The following is a 17,319-nucleotide window of genomic DNA, read 5'->3' as shown; positions in this document are numbered from 1 at the left end:
CCTAGCCGTTCCGCGTCTGCTGCTGCCGGATATCGCTCGCAAGCTGGACGACGGACTTCCTCAAACCTTCTATCTGGGTCTTCATCACTCGGTGACGCTCTTTGAGCCGCTGCATTTCGCTATTCGCGGTGGCGTAGTCGGCGATCTTCGTAGGAGGCGGGGGTGCCCCGCCGGCAGCAGGGGCGGCTTCCGGCTGTTGAATGGCGGCCTCATAGCGGTCGATGAGCCTTTTTAGCTCCATCCCGTACTTGTCCCTGCTTTTCTGGCCCCGCTTTGTACCAAGCACAGGCAGTCGATAGACACCGACAAATGCAATCCCTCCGCTGCCGGCGATCTCGTCACACGCCTTGATCCAGCCTGCGATCCGATCGCCGCGCTCGATTTCCGCCCTAATAAGGTCGAGTTGCGCCAGGTCCTCATCAATCGTCTTCAGCATTTGGTGGAGGTACGCCGGCGCGATACTCGCCACCGCCCACTGCAACACTTTCAGCGGCCCGGCACCTGATGGCTCTGTCCTCGGTTTGGCCCTGAATGGGAACGCCTTTGCGGAGGTAAAGAAAACTTCGTAGCGCCGTGTGACCGTCATCAGTGCTGTAAGCCACTTAGACATCAAGTCGACGACGCGCTTGATACGGGCCTGGGTGCCGAGGCTTATCGTGCCCAACGGGGTTCGATAGGCCCAGTTCTTCAGCGCCTCATGAACGTCTTTATCTCCGAATTCGGAGCGATCCAACTTGTCCCCGATGAGCGCCCCAATGCTGTAGATCTGCGGCCAGTCGTCCGCGTCGAACAGGAGATCGGACTTGTTGACCACGGTCGCGATCGGAATGTTGCTCGAAGCGGTTCGCAACTGGGAAAATCTAGTCAGCCTCTCCGATACTTGATTCAGGCCCTCGAGCACCTTGTCGCGCTGAGTGTTCACTTTTTCTTCGTTGCGGCCAGCGACCGCTCGCAGATCTTCGCTATTGACGAAAAAGATAGCGCCATCGGCAGCACTCAGTGCTTCGGAGAATGCATTGTCTTCTTCTTTCGTGCCTGGCGCGATTAACGCCGCTTCTCCCCCCCCGTGTAGGTCCGGTTCGTCGCGCACCTCCACGGGTTTGCTTCGATCGACCTGCGCGTGAAGCAACTCGCCTCGATGATCGAATAGTTCAATCTGGAACCAACCGTCTATCAGCAAGCTGATCCCATAGAAGGAGATCAACGTTGGGGAGATTGGCTTGTCCGCAAGCCATTTCTCGCTGTTTTCTGTAAAGAAGGTCTGCCCCCGTGCGGATACCAGCGGAGATCGCCCCGCGATGAGCTTGGCTTCGCCCCGCAGAAATTCGTGGAGGATAGCGGCCAGAAAGGTCGACTTCCCGACGCGATGATTGCCTACAATGAAGATGTTGAGTGGCTTTAGAGTGTAGCGTTCGTCCAACTGCGCGAGCCGGAAGCCCGCCCTGCTCTTCGCCCTGCTCCAGCTATCCGGGATCGTTGTCGGATCACCCGTATCGACAGGTTCCTGTCGGATAATCGAAGCTGCGTCCCTCTCGACCACCCGGCCCGCAAGATTCTCTGGAAACGCCAGGGCAAGTGCCTCACGATCCGAGCCTTCGGGAAGCGCACTCCTGAGCCTCGCGACAAGGCGGTCTTCGGCGGGGGGCACTCTGGCCTTGGCCTGCTCCCAGGGGACGTACCAACCCATGTCAGTCAAGATGCGCTGAGCCAGAACGCGCCTGGCCTCGCTGTCGTCCGAGCCGGCCCATAGATAGGTAGACCCCTCAAGGAAGTCAGGAAGGTCTCCAAGCGTTTCCGGATAGTCGCTGAAAGCCTCCGCGAAGACTTCCCGACACTTTCCGGGGTCCGATGGCACGAGGCCGGCGAACTTCCGAAGGCCCATTACGCTGACAAGGATGGCGCCGTCGGGCACCGCGTATCCGGTGACGACTTCCCTTCTCGCATCCTTCGCGACGGCACCCACGAGCCTGTCGCGTAGGAGAATTACGTAGTTCTCGACCTCGGCCTCGCCAAGTATTGACACGAGGTTCGACAGGAGGAGGTGCGCTGTCGGAATGGACCACAATTTGGTGCTTGCATCGTTAAGTTTACCCTCATGCCCAGCTCCGTCGACGATCGAGTTTGCGATCACCTCCGTCATGTAGCTGAAGACAGAATGAGACCTGGTTTTGTCCCGCTTTGTTGATTGAACCTTTGTCTCCCACTCGATGTATTCGTTCATCCTTTTGTCGTGCCGACCAATTAGGTAAATCAGCATGGTAGCAACAATAGTATTAATATCGACGCCGCCCTTCCCACCTACAGTTACGCTCCGCACCGTCGATGATTTTGCGATCGACATATTAAAAAAGGCGCGACGTTCTTCGTTCTTGGTGTCGCGCTGGCAAGCCGATACGATCTCGATCAAATCATTGACCGCGGAACCAAGTTTGCCCTCGGTATCGTTTTGGGCGGCCGAAGCCGAAACTGCCATAACGAGGCGATCATACTGCTTCAAAATAGTATCTATAGATTCAGTCATTTGGCTGACCCAATGCTAATTGTGGGCTTGGGACCGTCGTAGATTTCCGAAATCGTCACCTTGAAATTCAATGTGCCGCCGATCGCGTCGGCCGTGTCGTTGTCTCCAAACGGAAGCTCAAAAGCGTACCGACCATCAAAAATCTTCCGCAGTTTTAGCTGGTTGTAAGGCGGGCCGAGGGCATTTGGTCCCAGTTCGGGGTGGCAGGACGCCCACGTATCATCATCCAAAGCACCTTCCGCAAACTGCAGTGTAATCGTAAGCATTTTTTCCGTGGGAAAGACCTTCCGCAAACGGGACTCCAGCTTCGTACTAAAGCTCGTCAGATTTCCTGCGCGCTTCACCGTGATGCTGACGGGAAGTACGGTCAGTGTCATATCGTCGGCAACGATCGGTGTTTGGACGACGCTCCTGACGGCCTCCTGCAGGTCGGCGAACTCGAAGACGTCGTTCAGAGTGTGACCCATAAGGATGCCGGCGGCACCCCAAGGTATGTCCTCGTCCACTTGCTCCTCCACGAGGGTCCGACGAGCCCCGTTGGCCGCGATCGCCAGTAGCCGATAGACATCACTCAGGCGTGCTCCATGCAAGGCGAGGGCAGACTGTATTCGCTCGCTGAAGCGCACGACGGCCTCGAGTCTCCATTCCCTAAGACCGAAGTGCGCGTCGGTGTGACGCAGTCGCGAGGCCGCCTGGTACGCCGGCTCATTCAGCCAGGCAAACCTTCGCGACAACTTTCCTCTCAATTCCGGGAGCGAGTCGAGCCAGATACAAGGTGGAACGAAGTTCTCAACAGGCATCAGAGGCGCCCCTGCTTCGCGGGTGAACCGTGCTAGAAGAAGGGCCCCCGATGGAGGTGCACCGGTTCCCAAAAGTGTAAGTTTCGGGACTTCTCGATATGCAAGCGTTCCGCTCGCCGGTTCCTTTCGACTACTGGTCTTTGCCCTTGGCAGATCGGCGAGCTCAAGGCTGAAAGTTAGAAATGCATCGATTGTTACTCCGTCGGGTATCCCCTCAAGGCGGGTTCGTCTTTGATCCTCCGTGAGCTCGGTGGTGTCTACATAGCGTCCACCAACAAAAAAACGCCCGCGCGGAATGATCAAATCTTGCTCACCAGCCCCCCCTGTGGACAGCTTTGCGATTGACTCGCTCTCCGCGATCTCGACCACGGCCGATGCGCCTTCCGTGAAGGCAATCGGCACTCGCGGACTGGCAAAGTCGGTAAGCGCCTCAAGATCTCCTGCGCTCAGGATCTGCCCATTCGTCCAAGCCGGCTTACGCAACCTTCTCCCCCCGTATCTAGGTGCGGCTGGGCTCGCTCATGCGAGCCGCAATGGCCAGCTATTCCACATCTGGGCGTGATCCCTCGTAAAGAAAACTTCCTGCACCGTCATAACGCGGCGTAGGGTCAGGCGCCCCTGTGGCCGTAACTGCGGGCGTAACAACTTGAAGGCGAGCTTCGAATTTTCCTCTAGCCAAAACCACAGGCTTGCCCCCGTCCTTGTAGATCACGGAGACCTGGTCCTCCGCGAGCGCAGTTACGCTCACAAGCCCCGTCCCCGGAGTAGCTCCCGGAATCACATAAGTCGCGTTGACTGGAGGAAGTCCAAGAAGGTCGCTCTCGTAGCATAGCGCCCCTTGAGATGAAGACGTCATAGCGCTCCCCTTCACGGTGGTCGTTGTGGGAGACAGCAACGCCGATCCAAACTGGACGTCAAAAACTAAACGGTCGCCCGCGACGAGGACGTTAGTCATGTTAACCGTGAAACCGAGCCGATGATACGATCGAACGCCTTCTCCATTCGCAGGAGCCAATCCCCCCTAACGCCACGACCACGTGTGCGCGGGCCATGTGAGAACTTGAAGTGGCTCGGAGGGGCCACGCCACCGTTCCGCCATCGGGCACCCTGATGCACAACCCAATGGCAGTTCTCACAGATCGCAACGCAATTATCAAGGGTAGAAAGAATCCCGTGCGACGCGTTTGCGGGGTCTCCGCTCTGCTGCGGAATGATGTGATGATGAATGAATGCCGGGTCCTCGATACCACACGCGGCACACAGCAAGCCCTGGCGAAACTGGGCGTCCAGCTTTGTCCTACTACTGAAGTTGAAGTCCCCCACCGACGCCTCACTACTAGCGAACAGCAAACATTGATAGCCCATTTCTATGAGGGCTGCAATCACTGGCTGCTAGAGGCACAGATTGGATGCCGTCCTTGAGATCTATACGTATCGGACGGCTGATATTCGGCCTTGAGTACCGCAAAGCGGACTTTCCGGAGACGGCCCCAAAGCTGCCACGACCTAGGGTCGGAGAGAACTCTCTTCCGGCGATCACTTGCAATAACCCTTGCAGAACAAACGTTTTCGGACAATTTCACACCGGAATTATTCCAATTAAAACAGAGGCAAAGCTCCACCGTTAACCATAGGCGGCTTACTCCAGCCGACAAGCTCAAATGGTAAGTTTGGTGGACCTTATCCTCCATGTAAGGGCAGTCTTTTCTCCATCGCAGGCCGGACAACGAGGCCTCAGTAAATGGAGAAGTCATGAGCAAGTTCCCCAGCCATCTCGTTACCAAGCGCATTCAGGATGAGATTCTCGCGGACGCCGCGAAGCTCGCCGCAGCGACACTGCCGTACGAGATTAGCCAGCCAGAGGCCTCTCGTCCGCAGCCCGACGGCATGATGTTGGAGATCAGGTTTAACCCGCAACGCGAACCCGGCGACTGGCTTCGTGTCGCGTTCGTGAATCGGTTCGAAACGAGCATCAGCAACTACGCATACAGAATTGGCTATGACGGCGCCTGTTGCGGATTGCCAGTCACCCGTGCCGTGCTTGCGCAGTCAATTTCGACGCGAATTTTTCCGCACTTTGAAAAGATGATCCGCTCGGGGCTTCGGCAAAAGGCTGTGGCGCAATGGGTCATTGGCGTCACATGCCTCGCCGAGGCCGCCCACAACTTCGATGAACGCCTCGCCAAAAAAATGGGGTTTGGCCCGCTTTGACGCACAGCCGACTTTGAGGGGCTTTCCGCCCCTCATCACCTGCTGAACACATATGAATCCCCCGCTCGTAACGAAGGAACCGCAGCATGAATCAGCAAATCGTAGACCAGCCCACCGTTCTCAACAAGTCATACCTCTTACAGAGAGGCTGCTTTGGCCCTCGGACAGACCGACCAAGCGGACGCTCGCCACGCTCGAACCTGATGATCTCAAGAAAATCGGTAAGAGTCTGATGGAGATGTCGAATGAAATCCTGGATCAGTTCAAAGCTGGACTGGACGCCCCTCCCGGCGAAACGTTCTGGGCACCAACACTTGTCCAGAATTTCCACGTTACAGACGAGGGGCTGAGGGCGACGATGGGTCTTGTCAATCGCACCCATCCCCTTGCATTCACGGTGGTCGATCGAGACACCTTCTGGGTGCCCCTGGATATCTTGGCCGGCTCAGGGACGGAGCAAACAATCGGAGCGTCTACATCCGAGCAAATTATTGATTTCCTCGGCAGCAATCGGTGGAAGCAGATGCTGACCCACGAACTCAAAGTCGTAACTATCGTTTACGATGCGTGGGCGCGTCACGCAAACTTGTCCAACGATAGCGCCACCCAGGACGACGAAGGGCGATCGTCATCACCTCGAGGAGGTCGATCAGGGCTGCCCTTCCCGCACAATACAGCCGTGATCAACGCACTCCGCCCCTTGATCAGCCGTTTGTTCGCGAAGGTTACAGATCGGTCGCCCCCTCCCCATCATTGATCCCTCCTTCCCCCCGACCGATCAGGTCGGGCTCAAACACCATAAATGAGGAAAAAAACGATGATCGAATGGAGCTTTAACAGATCTAGCGAATGCAGCCCTGCCTCCGCAGAGGTGGGCGCTCTATGTCTCTGGGTATCGCTGATAAGAGACTGCCCAGATGGGCGCTGGGTCTGGACCGGTGACATGCTGAATGAAGGAGGTGATGGCATCCGGACCCCTCCGCCAATCTTCGGCATTGCCAACTCACGGCTCGAAGCCATCGGGGATGCCGGAAGAGCCGTATGCAGGTGGATCGCCTCGAAACCCACATTGATCAGCAAATAAGGAACGTCCGACATGAACAGGGAAAATGCCATGACACAGGTCCGCGCAGCGCGATTTGCTCGCTTCTTCGTAGACGTATCAAGCCCTTCGGAAATCGACTTCACCGATGAGCTTGCTCTCGACCGGGCGTATGATGAAGCCGTCCAACAGCTTACCTATCTCGCACGAAACGGCGCACCGTTGCCCGACATGAACGCGATGGAGAGATTGATCCGGGAGCTTAGCAACCTGCTCAGCGACGCCTCCGGAGAAGACGTGGACCATGCTGGGCGCATTGGTCGCGCGCTGTCAGAAACAGACTTCGAGTATGCCGGCGGAATGATCGGCCGCCGCCATTACTCCGGGTTTGTCAGTCTCTTTCCTGTGAATGCGACCACCAGATAGGTAGAGCATTTCAAAATGCGGAACGCCCGTTTCTTGCAGGCCGCAATGGCGCGGGAACGGGCGGCTCTCATTTTCAGAATGTAAAGCCGGAGTTGGGTAACGCAGGCTGTCATTGTCGACCAGACCAATTGTCCTGCGTGCCAAGGATCTCACCAATCGGTCTTCGATGTCGTTTAGAAGCGGCTCGCGCCCATACCTCGGCGCCCATCCGTCGCATAAAGTTCCGCGAAAAGCGTCGAAGCGATCATGCCTCGCCATAAGCAACAACTCCTTGCAGCCAGCCGCAAGGTTCTGAAGCAGCGTGGCATCGATGAACAACCCTTCCGCCAGAACCTCGTTCAACATTATCTTTCCTGTTGACGCTACCGGCCACCGTTTCTTCTGCCCCAGGACGAGATCGGACAGCAAATGCAGGGTCTCCGCATGATCCAGCATCTCGATCTGCCGAAACGCCTCGAACGCCGCCAAGAATGGCCGCCATTCCGCGACACTTCCTATATACCATAGATCGCGAGCGCTAAATTTCTGATCTGGACGATGATGAAGGATGCTGCCGTTTAGCGCCATGCCCGATATGTGCTCCTTTGCCGCGACCAGTACGATGTTCCGCCTGCCGGCGGCGTGAAGCAAGGAAGCAACAAAAAAGCAGGTGCGCATCCGGACTGCCCCCGCATTTAGGGAACCGCTAATCCGCGACCCCACAGATCTTCTGGAGTTCTGGTAGATCCGCTCGACGCGATAGCCGTCGCTCCAACTCGATGCGGACGTCACGCCTATCGAAACCCTTGCTCAAAAGTATCCGCTCGGCACCATCCAGGATCGTAACGATACCCACGGACAGTCCCTCGTCATCGAAATCAGCGCTGAAGAATGTGGCGACCGACGCAGCGATCGCCCTGTCGATGATCGAGGATTCCGGTCGCCCGTGGAGGAGTCGGCTTTCCCGCCAAACCTCAGTTCGGCGTCTGGCGGTTTCATTGCTTGGATTTCGCGGGCGTGGCATACCTCGCCCTCTCCTGTTGCATCACGAGTATCTCAGATAGTGACGCAAGCCACGATCACTACGCCATCCCTCACTACCTAACTTGAGACAAATCATCGGCAACTTCTCTCGATATGAGTCGACGTACTCGTTTCCGCAAGCCGGAGGCCGTCGGTCTGGAACGAACTCTTTCGTTTCCGTGCACGCCGGCCCATAGCCAACAGGTGTACGAGCACGGTTGCCGGAGGGCTTGGATAACCCGGCAAACTATGGCGATGGAAGCTCAGAGCAGACCGAGTTGCCCCGTCCTCGATATCTGTCTCTGGTACTTGGACGCCATCTTGAGCACTTCGGACAACATTGCGGGATCTCGCAACGCCGCATCAATCGAGAGTTTCGAGAGCATATGTCCGTGGCGGCTATCCGCCTTGGAAAAGCCGATCCCATTGCGCTCGCGGGCACGGTCGCCATCGCGGGCGGCAATGGCATCGAGAATCTCCAAAGCGGCTTCGACCCTTTCCGGCAGTGGGTCCGGCTTAGGACCGGAAAGTAGTCCCTGACAGAGACGGAGCGCCGGACCACCACCACGATCACTATGAGAATCCTCCGAATCCCGATTCTTTTCTATGAAGTAACGGGGGGAGCTTTCTGAGCCCGTCGAGGTCATGATGATGCTCCGATGCGGTTCCGCGTTGCCGCATCGAGAGGTGCCAGATCGTCCCGATAGAGAAGTCGCATCATGAGCTTCTTGACGGCCTCATTGGGCGCATAACCGGCAGCGATCAGGAGTTCCTTCGCATCCGCGATAATCGCCTCAATGGCGGCGCTTCGCTCACCCATTCGCCTCACCCGGGCAAGAGCGACCGCAAATGCGGCAGCAACTGCGCCGTCAACGCGCGGTGCCTCGGGTCGCCGGATTTCGCGCAGCCGCTTGCGATACCGTTCCTGTGTGGCCCGGCGGCTTTCCTTCCTCGGATTTCGCGGTCTCGGCATATCCCTCGCTCCCTCCTGCCCGTCACTACGAGAGGCCCTTCCAGCTCTCCCGCCCTCACTACGTGAGAAAATTTGCATCACCGGCGCGCAACACACAAAGCCCCTGAAAAATAGAAGTTTGTTGACCTAAGGACTGCCGCGTCCTGAGGCATGAGATTGTCCGACCCCGTGTACCAGAGAATGGAAGAGATCGTCTGGTTTTCGGTCTTCGGAAGGGAAAGAGGCTGCTGTTGCAGCGACCGGGGCCGGGCTGCCAGCACTGGCCGGAGTCGAGCCGCTCATTGTTGCAGATCTTGGCGACCGCTATCATCCGCACAACGACGGAACCAAAAGTGCGGGTGGGATCGTGGGAGAACTCATGCGTTTCTGGTTTACCAACTTGCCGGTCACGCGGACATGCCTGAAGGATCGGTGGCGAAAACAGCAGCGCTGTGGAAATCAAGGAAACGTTGAACCCGCTGGGGCGACGGCTCCTTTGCCCTCAGCCACCCCTTCACACCGCTCGGAACCGGGAGCCGCCCAAGCACATCCAGGATTCGGGCCGCGGTCTTCAGAGCCGATGTCAGATATACGCCCGGCAAGTTGGAGGTCTATTCTATCGTCGTTTTGCGTTACCTGCCGCACTGACGACCTGTGGCCTCGATGCTAGAAAGGAACAGCGCGATAGACTACGAGCGAGTCCGGTTGCCCACCTAGGAGCCTCAGGTCGGCTCTCATCCGAAACCTGCCGCCTTCGAAAAGCTGCGCAGCAGCGGGGCTAGTCCGCATGTCGCTCGGGACGAGAAAATTTCTATCGTCTGGTCGAAAGTGAAGAACTCCTTCGACCTCCAATACCACGCCGCTCAAAGCGCCCGTGATACCATCGTCCATGATCTGTTGCACCGCCCCATGTTGAACAAGCCGAGGTTTGGTTCGCTTTCCACGCTCGACTATCGCTTTAGCGCGATGTGCATCCATCACCTCGTAAGCGTTGTCAGCGGTTACAACGTATATGTTTTCGGCTTTGCCGTTGATCACGATCTCCGCTCCAACCTTCTGAAGCGGTACGGGTTTGTCGCCCCCCATAGATGAGAGGAGAGCCGCTGCAGCAGCAGTCGTAGCCAAAGGCGCCTTGCCGAACTCACCGTGAATACGGCTCCCGGCCTTTTTCAAGGCCTTCATTACGACTGAAAGACTGCCTGGTTCCAGTGCAAAGACTTCGATTTCAATGCCGTTCCTGCGAGTGACTGCCGCAGCGCGACGCAGGAAATCCCCGAGAAGTTCAGCGGGGATACTGCCGTCACCGCCAAAGTAGAAAGCGAGTTCGTCTCTTCCCAGCCTCGCGCTCACGTCTTTGACGCTCATCAAGATGTTCCTTCTCCAGAAGCTGCGCGCCTCCGCTCGCAGTAGGTTGTTATTCGGTATTATGCGGGCGTCTTATTTGAGATTGGGTGAAATGCTAATCAGGTATAGCCGTTGCTCCCATGTTCACCACCGGAGCAGTGGCCTGGGGCTCTGCGATCGATAGGACTAGAGCAGGGATTTTGTTTGTCTGCCGCTTCGATCGATTGGCGGGCCGGTTCAAGGAGGTATCATGCCACAGGGGAAGCCGAAGCCGCGCCTCGCAGTCGCCTTCCCGGAGATTGAGGTCGGTGACTGGCGTGGGGAGTTTGCCGGTCCACCGAATGGCAACATAGGTCAGCATATACAGCCGGGACCGCCCATCAAGGTCGTAGAGTTTACCTACTTGCTCGCCGGAGCGGTGGTCATCTCGCCGATCAGCAAATTCCACTGGCCAGCAGTAGTCTCCTTTTGGGTCCGAACGCCGCTGACACCCGAAAGAGTCGAAGCAGGCTTCATGTTTAAATCCGATGAAATTCCGTCTGTGAATGTCAGCTTCGACGTCACACGGGAGCAGTTCAGCGAGGTCTGCTGGCTATTCAGAGAGAAATTGCTGAAGAACTTTCATTTTCGAATTGGGCCCGGGACAGATAACCATTGGCCGCTGCAGAACTGGGGAGCGACTTTTGGGCTTTGATTGACGCGATGGCCGACGCCTCCGCCAAAAGAAGTTGCCGTGCGTTCTCCCTATGCCAAGCTAGGCCGGCTTGCTCATACGTCAGGATCGTTCTCGTTCCTGCTAGGTTTGAACGGAAACCCATGCTTGAAGATGAGCGGATATCGCAAGTGCAAGATTTGGTGAAGGAACACGTTTCACGCCCATCGCTGAGGTGTCAATCAGCGTCCAAAATTCACCCCTTATCTGGACTGCGCCCCTAAGGGTGGACAGATCGGCTGGTTGAATTGACCGGGGCTGCTAGGTTTCCGAAAGTGGAGCCCATGGCCAAACACCGCGTTCACAGCATGGAATTCAAACGTCAGGTCGCGCAGGAGTTCATTGCAGGCGAGACACTGCATGGCCTATCGAAGCGTCATATCCCGCAGACTGGCAAAACAGCGGCCTGATATCTGTCAACCTCAGGGACGCAGTCCACAAGGGGGTCAAAAATTGCACGCCGAAACACAAAAGGTAACTGGTCCCGTCTACCGCAAGTCTCGGCGTAAATTCTGAACCTATGTGTGGGACGCGCAATTTTCGCTGGATTCGACGAACCCAAAGCCTGACACCCTTCTCTAAGTTGTGAAACATGCTATCCAGATCGAAACTGGCTTTGTGTCGAGGGACAAACATGGGCGTCAGCATACGGAGTATCTACATCGAGAATTTCCGCTCGATCCATAAGATCAATATCCCTGCAAAGAACCTTTCGATCTTCGTCGGCAAGAATGACTGCGGAAAATCTAACATTCTCCGGGCGCTGAACCTCTTCTTCAACGGGGTCACCAATCCTGGAAAGCCGTTCAACTTTGAGGACGACTACAATCTCTTCGTTCCGGAGAGAGCTAAAGTTGCCAAGGAGGTGATTGTCCGGCTCGAACTCGATATCCCTGAATCCTACCAGTCGAAAAATGGCAACTTCATCGTTTGGGAGAAGCGATGGCGCTCAGAGGGCCTCCACTCTAGCGAATACGTTGGCGTGCACCTCAAGAAGAACAAGCGCGGCCGTGAAGTCGGGACCCAAGAGAAGCTTCCAGACCGCTCGAATGCTCATGCCCTGCTTCGTCAAATCGAGTACGAATATGTCCCGGCTATCAAGGATTCGCGCTACTTCGACGACCTGCGCGGACGGATCTACAAGATCATTTCGGAGGCCGCAACTCGCACTTTCCGAACGTCAAGCACGGCCTTCGAAGAGTCCATCGGCAATCATCTCGCCGACCTCACAACGGAAATTGGAACTACACTCGGCTTCCAAACGAGGCTCGCCCTTCCGAGGGACCTAAGCCATATCTTCGAACGCTTGGACTTCCTAGGCGGCAACAAAAGCATCTCGCTGGACCACCGTGGCGACGGCATCAAAGCGCGCCACATCCCGTTAATCCTTCGCTTCATGACCGAGAAAAAGCGATCCCTTCAAGGTCGCGGAGCGGCACCCTACAGCTTCATCTGGGCCTACGAAGAGCCAGAAAACAATCTCGAATTCACCAGTGCCGTGGAGCTTGCAGTTCAATTGTATGCGTTCGCGGCTCAAGAAGTTGCTCAAATACTTCTGACTACTCATTCGCCAATTTTCTATGACCTGGCTGAAGAGAATCCAGCCAAGATCACTTGCTCCCACATCTTCAGAGATACCGACGAGAAAGGAACCGAGGCGAGCGACTCCGCATCGAAGCTAGACGAGAAGATGGGCACGATGTCGTTGCTCGCCCCTCGCGTGAAACAGCTTGTCAAAGACATCAGAGAAAAAGTCGAATCCAGTTATGTTGCCGAGCGTCTCGCGAAAGAAAATCGGCCAAAGATCTTCGTTGAAGGTGAGAGCGATAGAATCATCCTGAAACGTTGCGCAAAGATTTTCCATCCTGAGCTAGCTGATGCTGTCGACTTTGAAACAAAGCTTGCCGGAGGCGGACATGGTTATGTTATCGATATGCTGAATGGGTGGCGATCCTACCACAAGCACCACACAGACGGCCCCAAAGCGGCAGGACTTCTTGACTGGGATGCTGCGAGCGACCGAAATGAGTGGAATGGGGCCGCAGGAAACACTGCGTCGGCGAAATGCTTCTGCTATCCCAAACCTGAACACGCCATTGCCGCTATCAAGGCCGGGTTCAGACTTCCCGTAACCTTGGAGATCCTATATCCAGCCCATGTATGGGAGTGGGCAGCAAAAGCAGGACACCTAGTAGACCGCGAACGAGGCAGGGTTTTCCCCGTTGAACTCGTAGAGAAGGTGCTGCGGGGAGAGGCGGGCGACTATCAAGTCGATGAGCAGTATAAGATTTATGTAACCAAAGCGTTCGACAACGATAACAAAATCAAAGCCGCTAAATTCGTGGCGGGGCTGTCGGACAAGGTTCTGATCAAGGATTTTGGCGCGATAGGCAAATTACTTGAGGAAGTTTTTGCCTATCTTGGATTAGCGCAGACGGCTGTCCCTAATCCGCAAGCAGCAGACACAGAGCCCGGCTCCCTGGTGGCGTAGACCGACGATTGGCGACATGGCGGGGTTTCTCGACCATGTGACCTGCCACCGAACTTTCATCCGGCAGCGATTAGAGCCCCGGCGGTTTTGAATACGCCAAGTGGCGCGGTGTGAGCAACCGGCGGAAACGCGAAGCTTTCATCTCGCGCAGCGTTGGAGCCGGTTGCGGCAATGGTATCGGCATAGCTTGCCGGGGTCTGGTATCCGAGCGATGAGTGCGGCCGGAAGTGGTTGTAATCGTCGGCCCATTCAGCAATGGCGCTTCGGGCATGGTCGAGGCCGAAGAACAGGCTTTCGTTGAGCAGCTCGTCGCGCATGCGCCCGTTGAAACTCTCGACATAGCCATTCTGCATCGGCTTTCCCGGCGCGATGTAGTGCCACTCGACCTTATGATCTTTTGACCAGGCAAGGATAGCATTCGAAGTGAGTTCCGTGCCGTTGTCGGAGACGATCATCCCCGGTTTGCCGCGCCGTTCGATCAGCGTCGTCAGTTCGCGAGCGACGCGACGACCGGAGATCGAGGTGTCCGGGATCGCCGCCAGGCATTCGCGCGTCACGTCATCGACGATGTTGAGCACGCGAAACCTCCTTCCGCAAGCGAACTGGTCGTGAACGAAATCCAGCGACCAGCGGGCATTGGCCTTCGCTTCGACCAGGATCGGTGCACGCGTGCCGACAGCACGCCGCCGGGCTTTGCGCTTGCGAACGGAAAGCCCTTCCTCGCGATAAAGCCGGTAGATGCGATTGACGCCGGACGGCTCTCCTTCCCGTCGAAGCAGGACGAACAGTCGCCGATAGCCGAAACGCCGACGCTCGTTTGCAAGGTCACGCAGCTTTGCCCGCAGCGCCACCTCCGGCGGTCGGCAGGACCGATAACGCACCGTCTTGCGGTCGGCGGATATGATCTGGCAGGCCCGCCGCTCCGAAAGACCCATCATGGCCTTCAGATGCGTGACGGCTTCACGCTTGGCGGCAGGCCCTACCATTTTTTTGCAAGAAGCTCGCGGAGCGCGGCCGCATCCAGCATCTGTTCGGCCAGCAGCTTTTTCAGCCTGGCGTTCTCGTCCTCAAGCGCCTTCAGCCGCTTGGCCTCGGACACTTCCATACCACCGTATTTGGCTTTCCAGTTGTAAAACGTCGCTTCCGAAATCCCGTGCTTACGGCAGAGGTCGGCCGCCTTCGCACCAGCCTCCTGCTCCTTCAGCACCGCAATTATCTGCTCTTCGGTAAATCTCTGCTTCTTCATTCGTCCGTCCTTTGATGGGCCGGACTCTAATCAATTCTGGAGGAAATTCGCAGTGGCAGGTCACATGATACAATTGCACCGGCCGCCAATTGAAATCGACGATGTGTTATTCATTGGCGGGATACGCCCGTAAGATGGCACCAGGACGCAGCCCTGGCGGCAGGATTCACGGGAAAGTTCTAATAACCGGGCGCAGTAGAAAATCGATCGCGGCACCGCCCATCGAAATTGGATCACAAATGGTGGGAGAACCGCCAGCGAACGCAAGTCGGTCGAATTACTTCGGGTATTACCATCATGCCGGCATGAGACCTAGCCGCCGGTCGCGGGTCCTTATCCAGAACAACACTGGAAGCGCCGCAATAACCATGATGGCTTTTCCGACGACTTGCCCCGCCAGGAAGTCGAGCGATCCGAAGGCAAGCCAAAGGAACATAACGCTATCGACGACTAGACCGGCGATACTGCTGAAAAATGCAGCCTTCACCAGCCCTTTCTTCTGAAGGGGCGTGAAGACAATAAGATCAGCAATCTCAGAACTGAGAAAAGCCACGGCCGACGCGAGCGCGAGGGCGGGCGCCGCGAAAGTCGTGGAAAGAAACGCGCCGACGATGATAGCGGTGATCGCCCACGTCAAACCCAGGCGACGCTGGACAAGATCCCTTAATACAAGAGCAAGTCCAACCAGCAAAACTCCGCTTGGGGCGGTCAGGCCCGGTCCAACCGGAATTAGACAGGGCCCGTTAGGAAGGCACACTGTGCCAACGTGGCCGATCATGTAATTTGCCAGCGGAATGCAGGCGGCGAAACCGACCAAAAAGATTCCGCCCTCGATCCACTGTCTGCTTTGAAGGTTCATCCCCAAACTCCTATGCCGCCTCGGCCATAAATTTTGTGTACCCCTTCGCCCGCAAATCACAAGCCGGGCAAACTCCGCAACCGTATCCCCAGTCATGAAGGTCGCCGCGGTCGCCGAGGTAGCAGGTGTGGCTTTCCTTCACGATCACGTCGACTAATTCCGTGCCGCCAAGTTGCTCAGCGAGCTGCCACGTTTGTGCCTTGTCGATCCACATAAGCGGTGTATCCAGGACGAAGCGGGTTTCCATTCCCAAGTTTAGGGCAACCTGGAGCGCCTTTACCGTATCGTCTCGGCAATCGGGATAGCCGGAAAAATCGGTCTCGCACATTCCACCAATGATGTGTTTCAAACCGCGCCGGTAAGCGAGCGCCGCCGCAAACGTCAGAAAGATCAGATTGCGACCAGGCACAAACGTATTCGGCAACCCGGAATCGGCCATTTCGATTGCCACCGAGCTAGTTAACGCCGTGTGAGAGATCTCTCCGAGCGCAGCAAGAGAGATCGTGTGATCCTCTCCCAGCCTTTCAGCCCAGATCGGATTTATCGCTCGAAGTCGCGCCCGTAGCGTTTCTCGGCACTCAAGTTCGATCCTGTGTCGTTGACCGTAGTCGAAACCGACCGTCTCGACGCGCTCGTATCGATCCAGTGCCCACGCGAGGCACGTGGTCGAGTCTTGGCCGCCCGAAAAAAGAACCAACGCAGTCGCTGACATCTACAAACTCCGAGCTATTTGCCGTCATACTCTGCCCAGCAGGCAGGCGTCTCGAACACTTTAATCGAACTGACATTGCCAAGCAGGGGCTTCACCTTCTCCCAGATCCAGACCGAAATGTTTTCCGCAGTGGGGTTCTCGAGGCCGGGGATGTCGTTAAGTGTATGATGATCGAGTTGCTGGAGCACTGGCCCGAACACCTTTTCCACATCAAAGAAGTCGATCACGAAGCCGGTATGCGGATCGATTGGCCCCTCGACTTGAAGCTCGATCCGATACGAATGCCCATGCATCCGATGGCATTTGTGTGTGGCCGGCACGTTAGGAAGTCGATGGGCGGCCTCGAACGTGAACGCTTGAGTGATTTTCATGGGATCCCAATCATCTTGTGAGTCTGTAGGCTAAGACGCCAATGGGGGTTCTGAAGGCAGAATTCAGTGACTGCGGCCGTGTTTTCGATGCGGTCAGGTCCATCCATCGGCTGGAGGAAATAGTGTTCGAATTGCACGTCCGTCAGGTCGCCTGGAAGTAAGTTTGGCTGCGGATAGACGAGCTTAAGTTCATTACCCGCCCTAAGTTTCAAAGGGGCTCCCGCCTTGGGGCTGACGCAGATCCAGTCGATACCCTCAGGCGGCTCGACTGTGCCGTTCGTCTCGATTGCGATCTCGAAGCCCACGTTATGAACTGCGTTGACAAGGGCAGAGTCGAGTTGCAAGAGCGGCTCGCCACCGGTGAAGACAACGTAACGACGAGCGGCAGCGTCTCCCCAAGTTCGAGCTATCGCCTCGGCTAGACTATCAGCGTTTTGAAACTTGCCTCCGCCTCCGCCATCAGTCCCGATAAAATCTGTATCGCAAAATTGGCAGGCAGCCTTGTGTCGATCCTCTTCGCGACCGGACCAGAGGTTACAACCGGAGAACCTGCAAAAGATGGCAACGCGCCCGGTCTGGGCGCCTTCGCCTTGCAGAGTTTTGAAGAGTTCTTTGACGGAATAAGTCATC

18 protein-coding genes are annotated in these 17,319 nt (G+C 56.5%); 4 read left to right on the top strand and 14 right to left on the bottom strand.

Annotated elements, in window-relative coordinates; translation table 11 throughout:
• Nucleotide 1: 1 nt before the first annotated feature.
• Genes AMK05_RS04000 through AMK05_RS36165 form a run of 4 tightly spaced genes read right to left on the bottom strand, consistent with a single transcriptional unit; the run spans nt 2 to nt 4,686 of the window.
• A complete protein-coding gene (locus AMK05_RS04000) occupies nt 2-2,521 on the bottom strand; it encodes a hypothetical protein (protein ID WP_064836725.1) in 2,520 nt (839 codons plus the stop codon).
• Nucleotides 2,518-3,804, bottom strand: coding sequence for a hypothetical protein (locus tag AMK05_RS03995; protein WP_064836723.1), 1,287 nt, complete (start codon nt 3,802-3,804; stop codon nt 2,518-2,520). The genes AMK05_RS04000 and AMK05_RS03995 overlap by 4 nt, the downstream gene beginning before the upstream one ends.
• 58 nt (nt 3,805-3,862) lie before the next feature.
• Nucleotides 3,863-4,276: a hypothetical protein gene (locus AMK05_RS36170; protein WP_442966252.1), complete on the bottom strand. Its 414-nt coding sequence runs from the start codon at nt 4,274-4,276 to the stop codon at nt 3,863-3,865.
• On the bottom strand, nt 4,273-4,686 hold the full coding sequence (locus AMK05_RS36165; RefSeq protein ID WP_082935617.1) for an HNH endonuclease: 414 nt from the start codon (nt 4,684-4,686) through the stop codon (nt 4,273-4,275). The genes AMK05_RS36170 and AMK05_RS36165 overlap by 4 nt, the downstream gene beginning before the upstream one ends.
• A gap of 387 nt (nt 4,687-5,073) precedes the next feature.
• Here AMK05_RS36165 and AMK05_RS03990 point away from each other — a divergent pair, with 387 nt between their 5' ends.
• Nucleotides 5,074-5,532 (top strand): hypothetical protein, encoded by a 459-nt coding sequence (locus tag AMK05_RS03990; protein ID WP_064836722.1) that lies wholly within the window; start codon nt 5,074-5,076, stop codon nt 5,530-5,532.
• Between the two features lie 238 nt (nt 5,533-5,770).
• A complete protein-coding gene (locus AMK05_RS03985; RefSeq protein WP_143535803.1) occupies nt 5,771-6,289 on the top strand; it encodes a hypothetical protein in 519 nt (172 codons plus the stop codon).
• Between the two features lie 32 nt (nt 6,290-6,321).
• Here the strand turns inward: AMK05_RS03985 and AMK05_RS03980 are convergent, their stop codons facing one another.
• The 5 genes from AMK05_RS03980 to AMK05_RS03955 all read right to left on the bottom strand — a co-directional run bounded on the left by AMK05_RS03980 (nt 6,322) and on the right by AMK05_RS03955 (nt 10,319).
• Nucleotides 6,322-6,648: a hypothetical protein gene (locus AMK05_RS03980; protein WP_064836717.1), complete on the bottom strand. Its 327-nt coding sequence runs from the start codon at nt 6,646-6,648 to the stop codon at nt 6,322-6,324.
• Between the two features lie 256 nt (nt 6,649-6,904).
• Nucleotides 6,905-7,657: a hypothetical protein gene (locus AMK05_RS03970; protein ID WP_064836714.1), complete on the bottom strand. Its 753-nt coding sequence runs from the start codon at nt 7,655-7,657 to the stop codon at nt 6,905-6,907.
• Nucleotides 7,658-8,265: 608 nt separating this feature from the next.
• On the bottom strand, nt 8,266-8,649 hold the full coding sequence (locus AMK05_RS34355) for a hypothetical protein (RefSeq protein WP_143535802.1): 384 nt from the start codon (nt 8,647-8,649) through the stop codon (nt 8,266-8,268).
• On the bottom strand, nt 8,646-8,822 hold the full coding sequence (locus AMK05_RS35095; protein WP_190237335.1) for a hypothetical protein: 177 nt from the start codon (nt 8,820-8,822) through the stop codon (nt 8,646-8,648). Before AMK05_RS35095 ends, AMK05_RS34355 begins: the two co-directional genes overlap by 4 nt.
• A 798-nt stretch (nt 8,823-9,620) precedes the next feature.
• Nucleotides 9,621-10,319 (bottom strand): hypothetical protein, encoded by a 699-nt coding sequence (locus tag AMK05_RS03955; protein WP_064836708.1) that lies wholly within the window; start codon nt 10,317-10,319, stop codon nt 9,621-9,623.
• A 229-nt stretch (nt 10,320-10,548) separates the two neighbouring features.
• Here AMK05_RS03955 and AMK05_RS03950 point away from each other — a divergent pair, with 229 nt between their 5' ends.
• The gene (locus AMK05_RS03950; protein WP_064836706.1) at nt 10,549-10,992 is read left to right on the top strand and encodes a hypothetical protein; all 444 of its coding nucleotides are present in this window, start codon (nt 10,549-10,551) and stop codon (nt 10,990-10,992) included.
• Between the two features lie 652 nt (nt 10,993-11,644).
• Nucleotides 11,645-13,501, top strand: a complete 1,857-nt coding sequence (locus AMK05_RS03940; protein WP_064836704.1) for an ATP-dependent nuclease — start codon at nt 11,645-11,647, stop codon at nt 13,499-13,501.
• 56 nt (nt 13,502-13,557) lie between these two features.
• Here AMK05_RS03940 and AMK05_RS03935 read toward each other — a convergent pair.
• The 5 genes from AMK05_RS03935 to queE form a co-directional block, all read right to left on the bottom strand.
• A protein-coding gene (locus tag AMK05_RS03935; protein WP_094447701.1) for an IS3 family transposase occupies nt 13,558-14,747 on the bottom strand; the annotation gives its coding sequence in 2 pieces (ribosomal slippage) (nt 13,558-14,495 and nt 14,495-14,747; 1,191 coding nt in all).
• 295 nt (nt 14,748-15,042) lie between these two features.
• Nucleotides 15,043-15,606 (bottom strand): VUT family protein, encoded by a 564-nt coding sequence (locus AMK05_RS03925; RefSeq protein WP_064836700.1) that lies wholly within the window; start codon nt 15,604-15,606, stop codon nt 15,043-15,045.
• Between the two features lie 10 nt (nt 15,607-15,616).
• Entirely contained in the window at nt 15,617-16,318 is a 702-nt protein-coding gene (queC, locus tag AMK05_RS03920) for a 7-cyano-7-deazaguanine synthase QueC (RefSeq protein ID WP_064836698.1), read from the bottom strand.
• Between the two features lie 14 nt (nt 16,319-16,332).
• On the bottom strand, nt 16,333-16,689 hold the full coding sequence (gene queD / locus AMK05_RS03915) for a 6-carboxytetrahydropterin synthase QueD (RefSeq protein ID WP_064836696.1): 357 nt from the start codon (nt 16,687-16,689) through the stop codon (nt 16,333-16,335).
• Nucleotides 16,686-17,318: a 7-carboxy-7-deazaguanine synthase gene (gene queE / locus AMK05_RS03910; protein WP_064836694.1), complete on the bottom strand. Its 633-nt coding sequence runs from the start codon at nt 17,316-17,318 to the stop codon at nt 16,686-16,688. The genes queD and queE overlap by 4 nt, the downstream gene beginning before the upstream one ends.
• Nucleotide 17,319 lies beyond the last annotated feature (1 nt).

It is taken from the genome of Rhizobium sp. N324 (assembly GCF_001664485.1).
Taxonomy (GTDB): Bacteria; Pseudomonadota; Alphaproteobacteria; order Rhizobiales; family Rhizobiaceae; genus Rhizobium.
The sequence above is the reverse complement of the archived record's forward strand: the minus strand, read 5'-3'. Positions and strand labels throughout refer to the sequence as shown.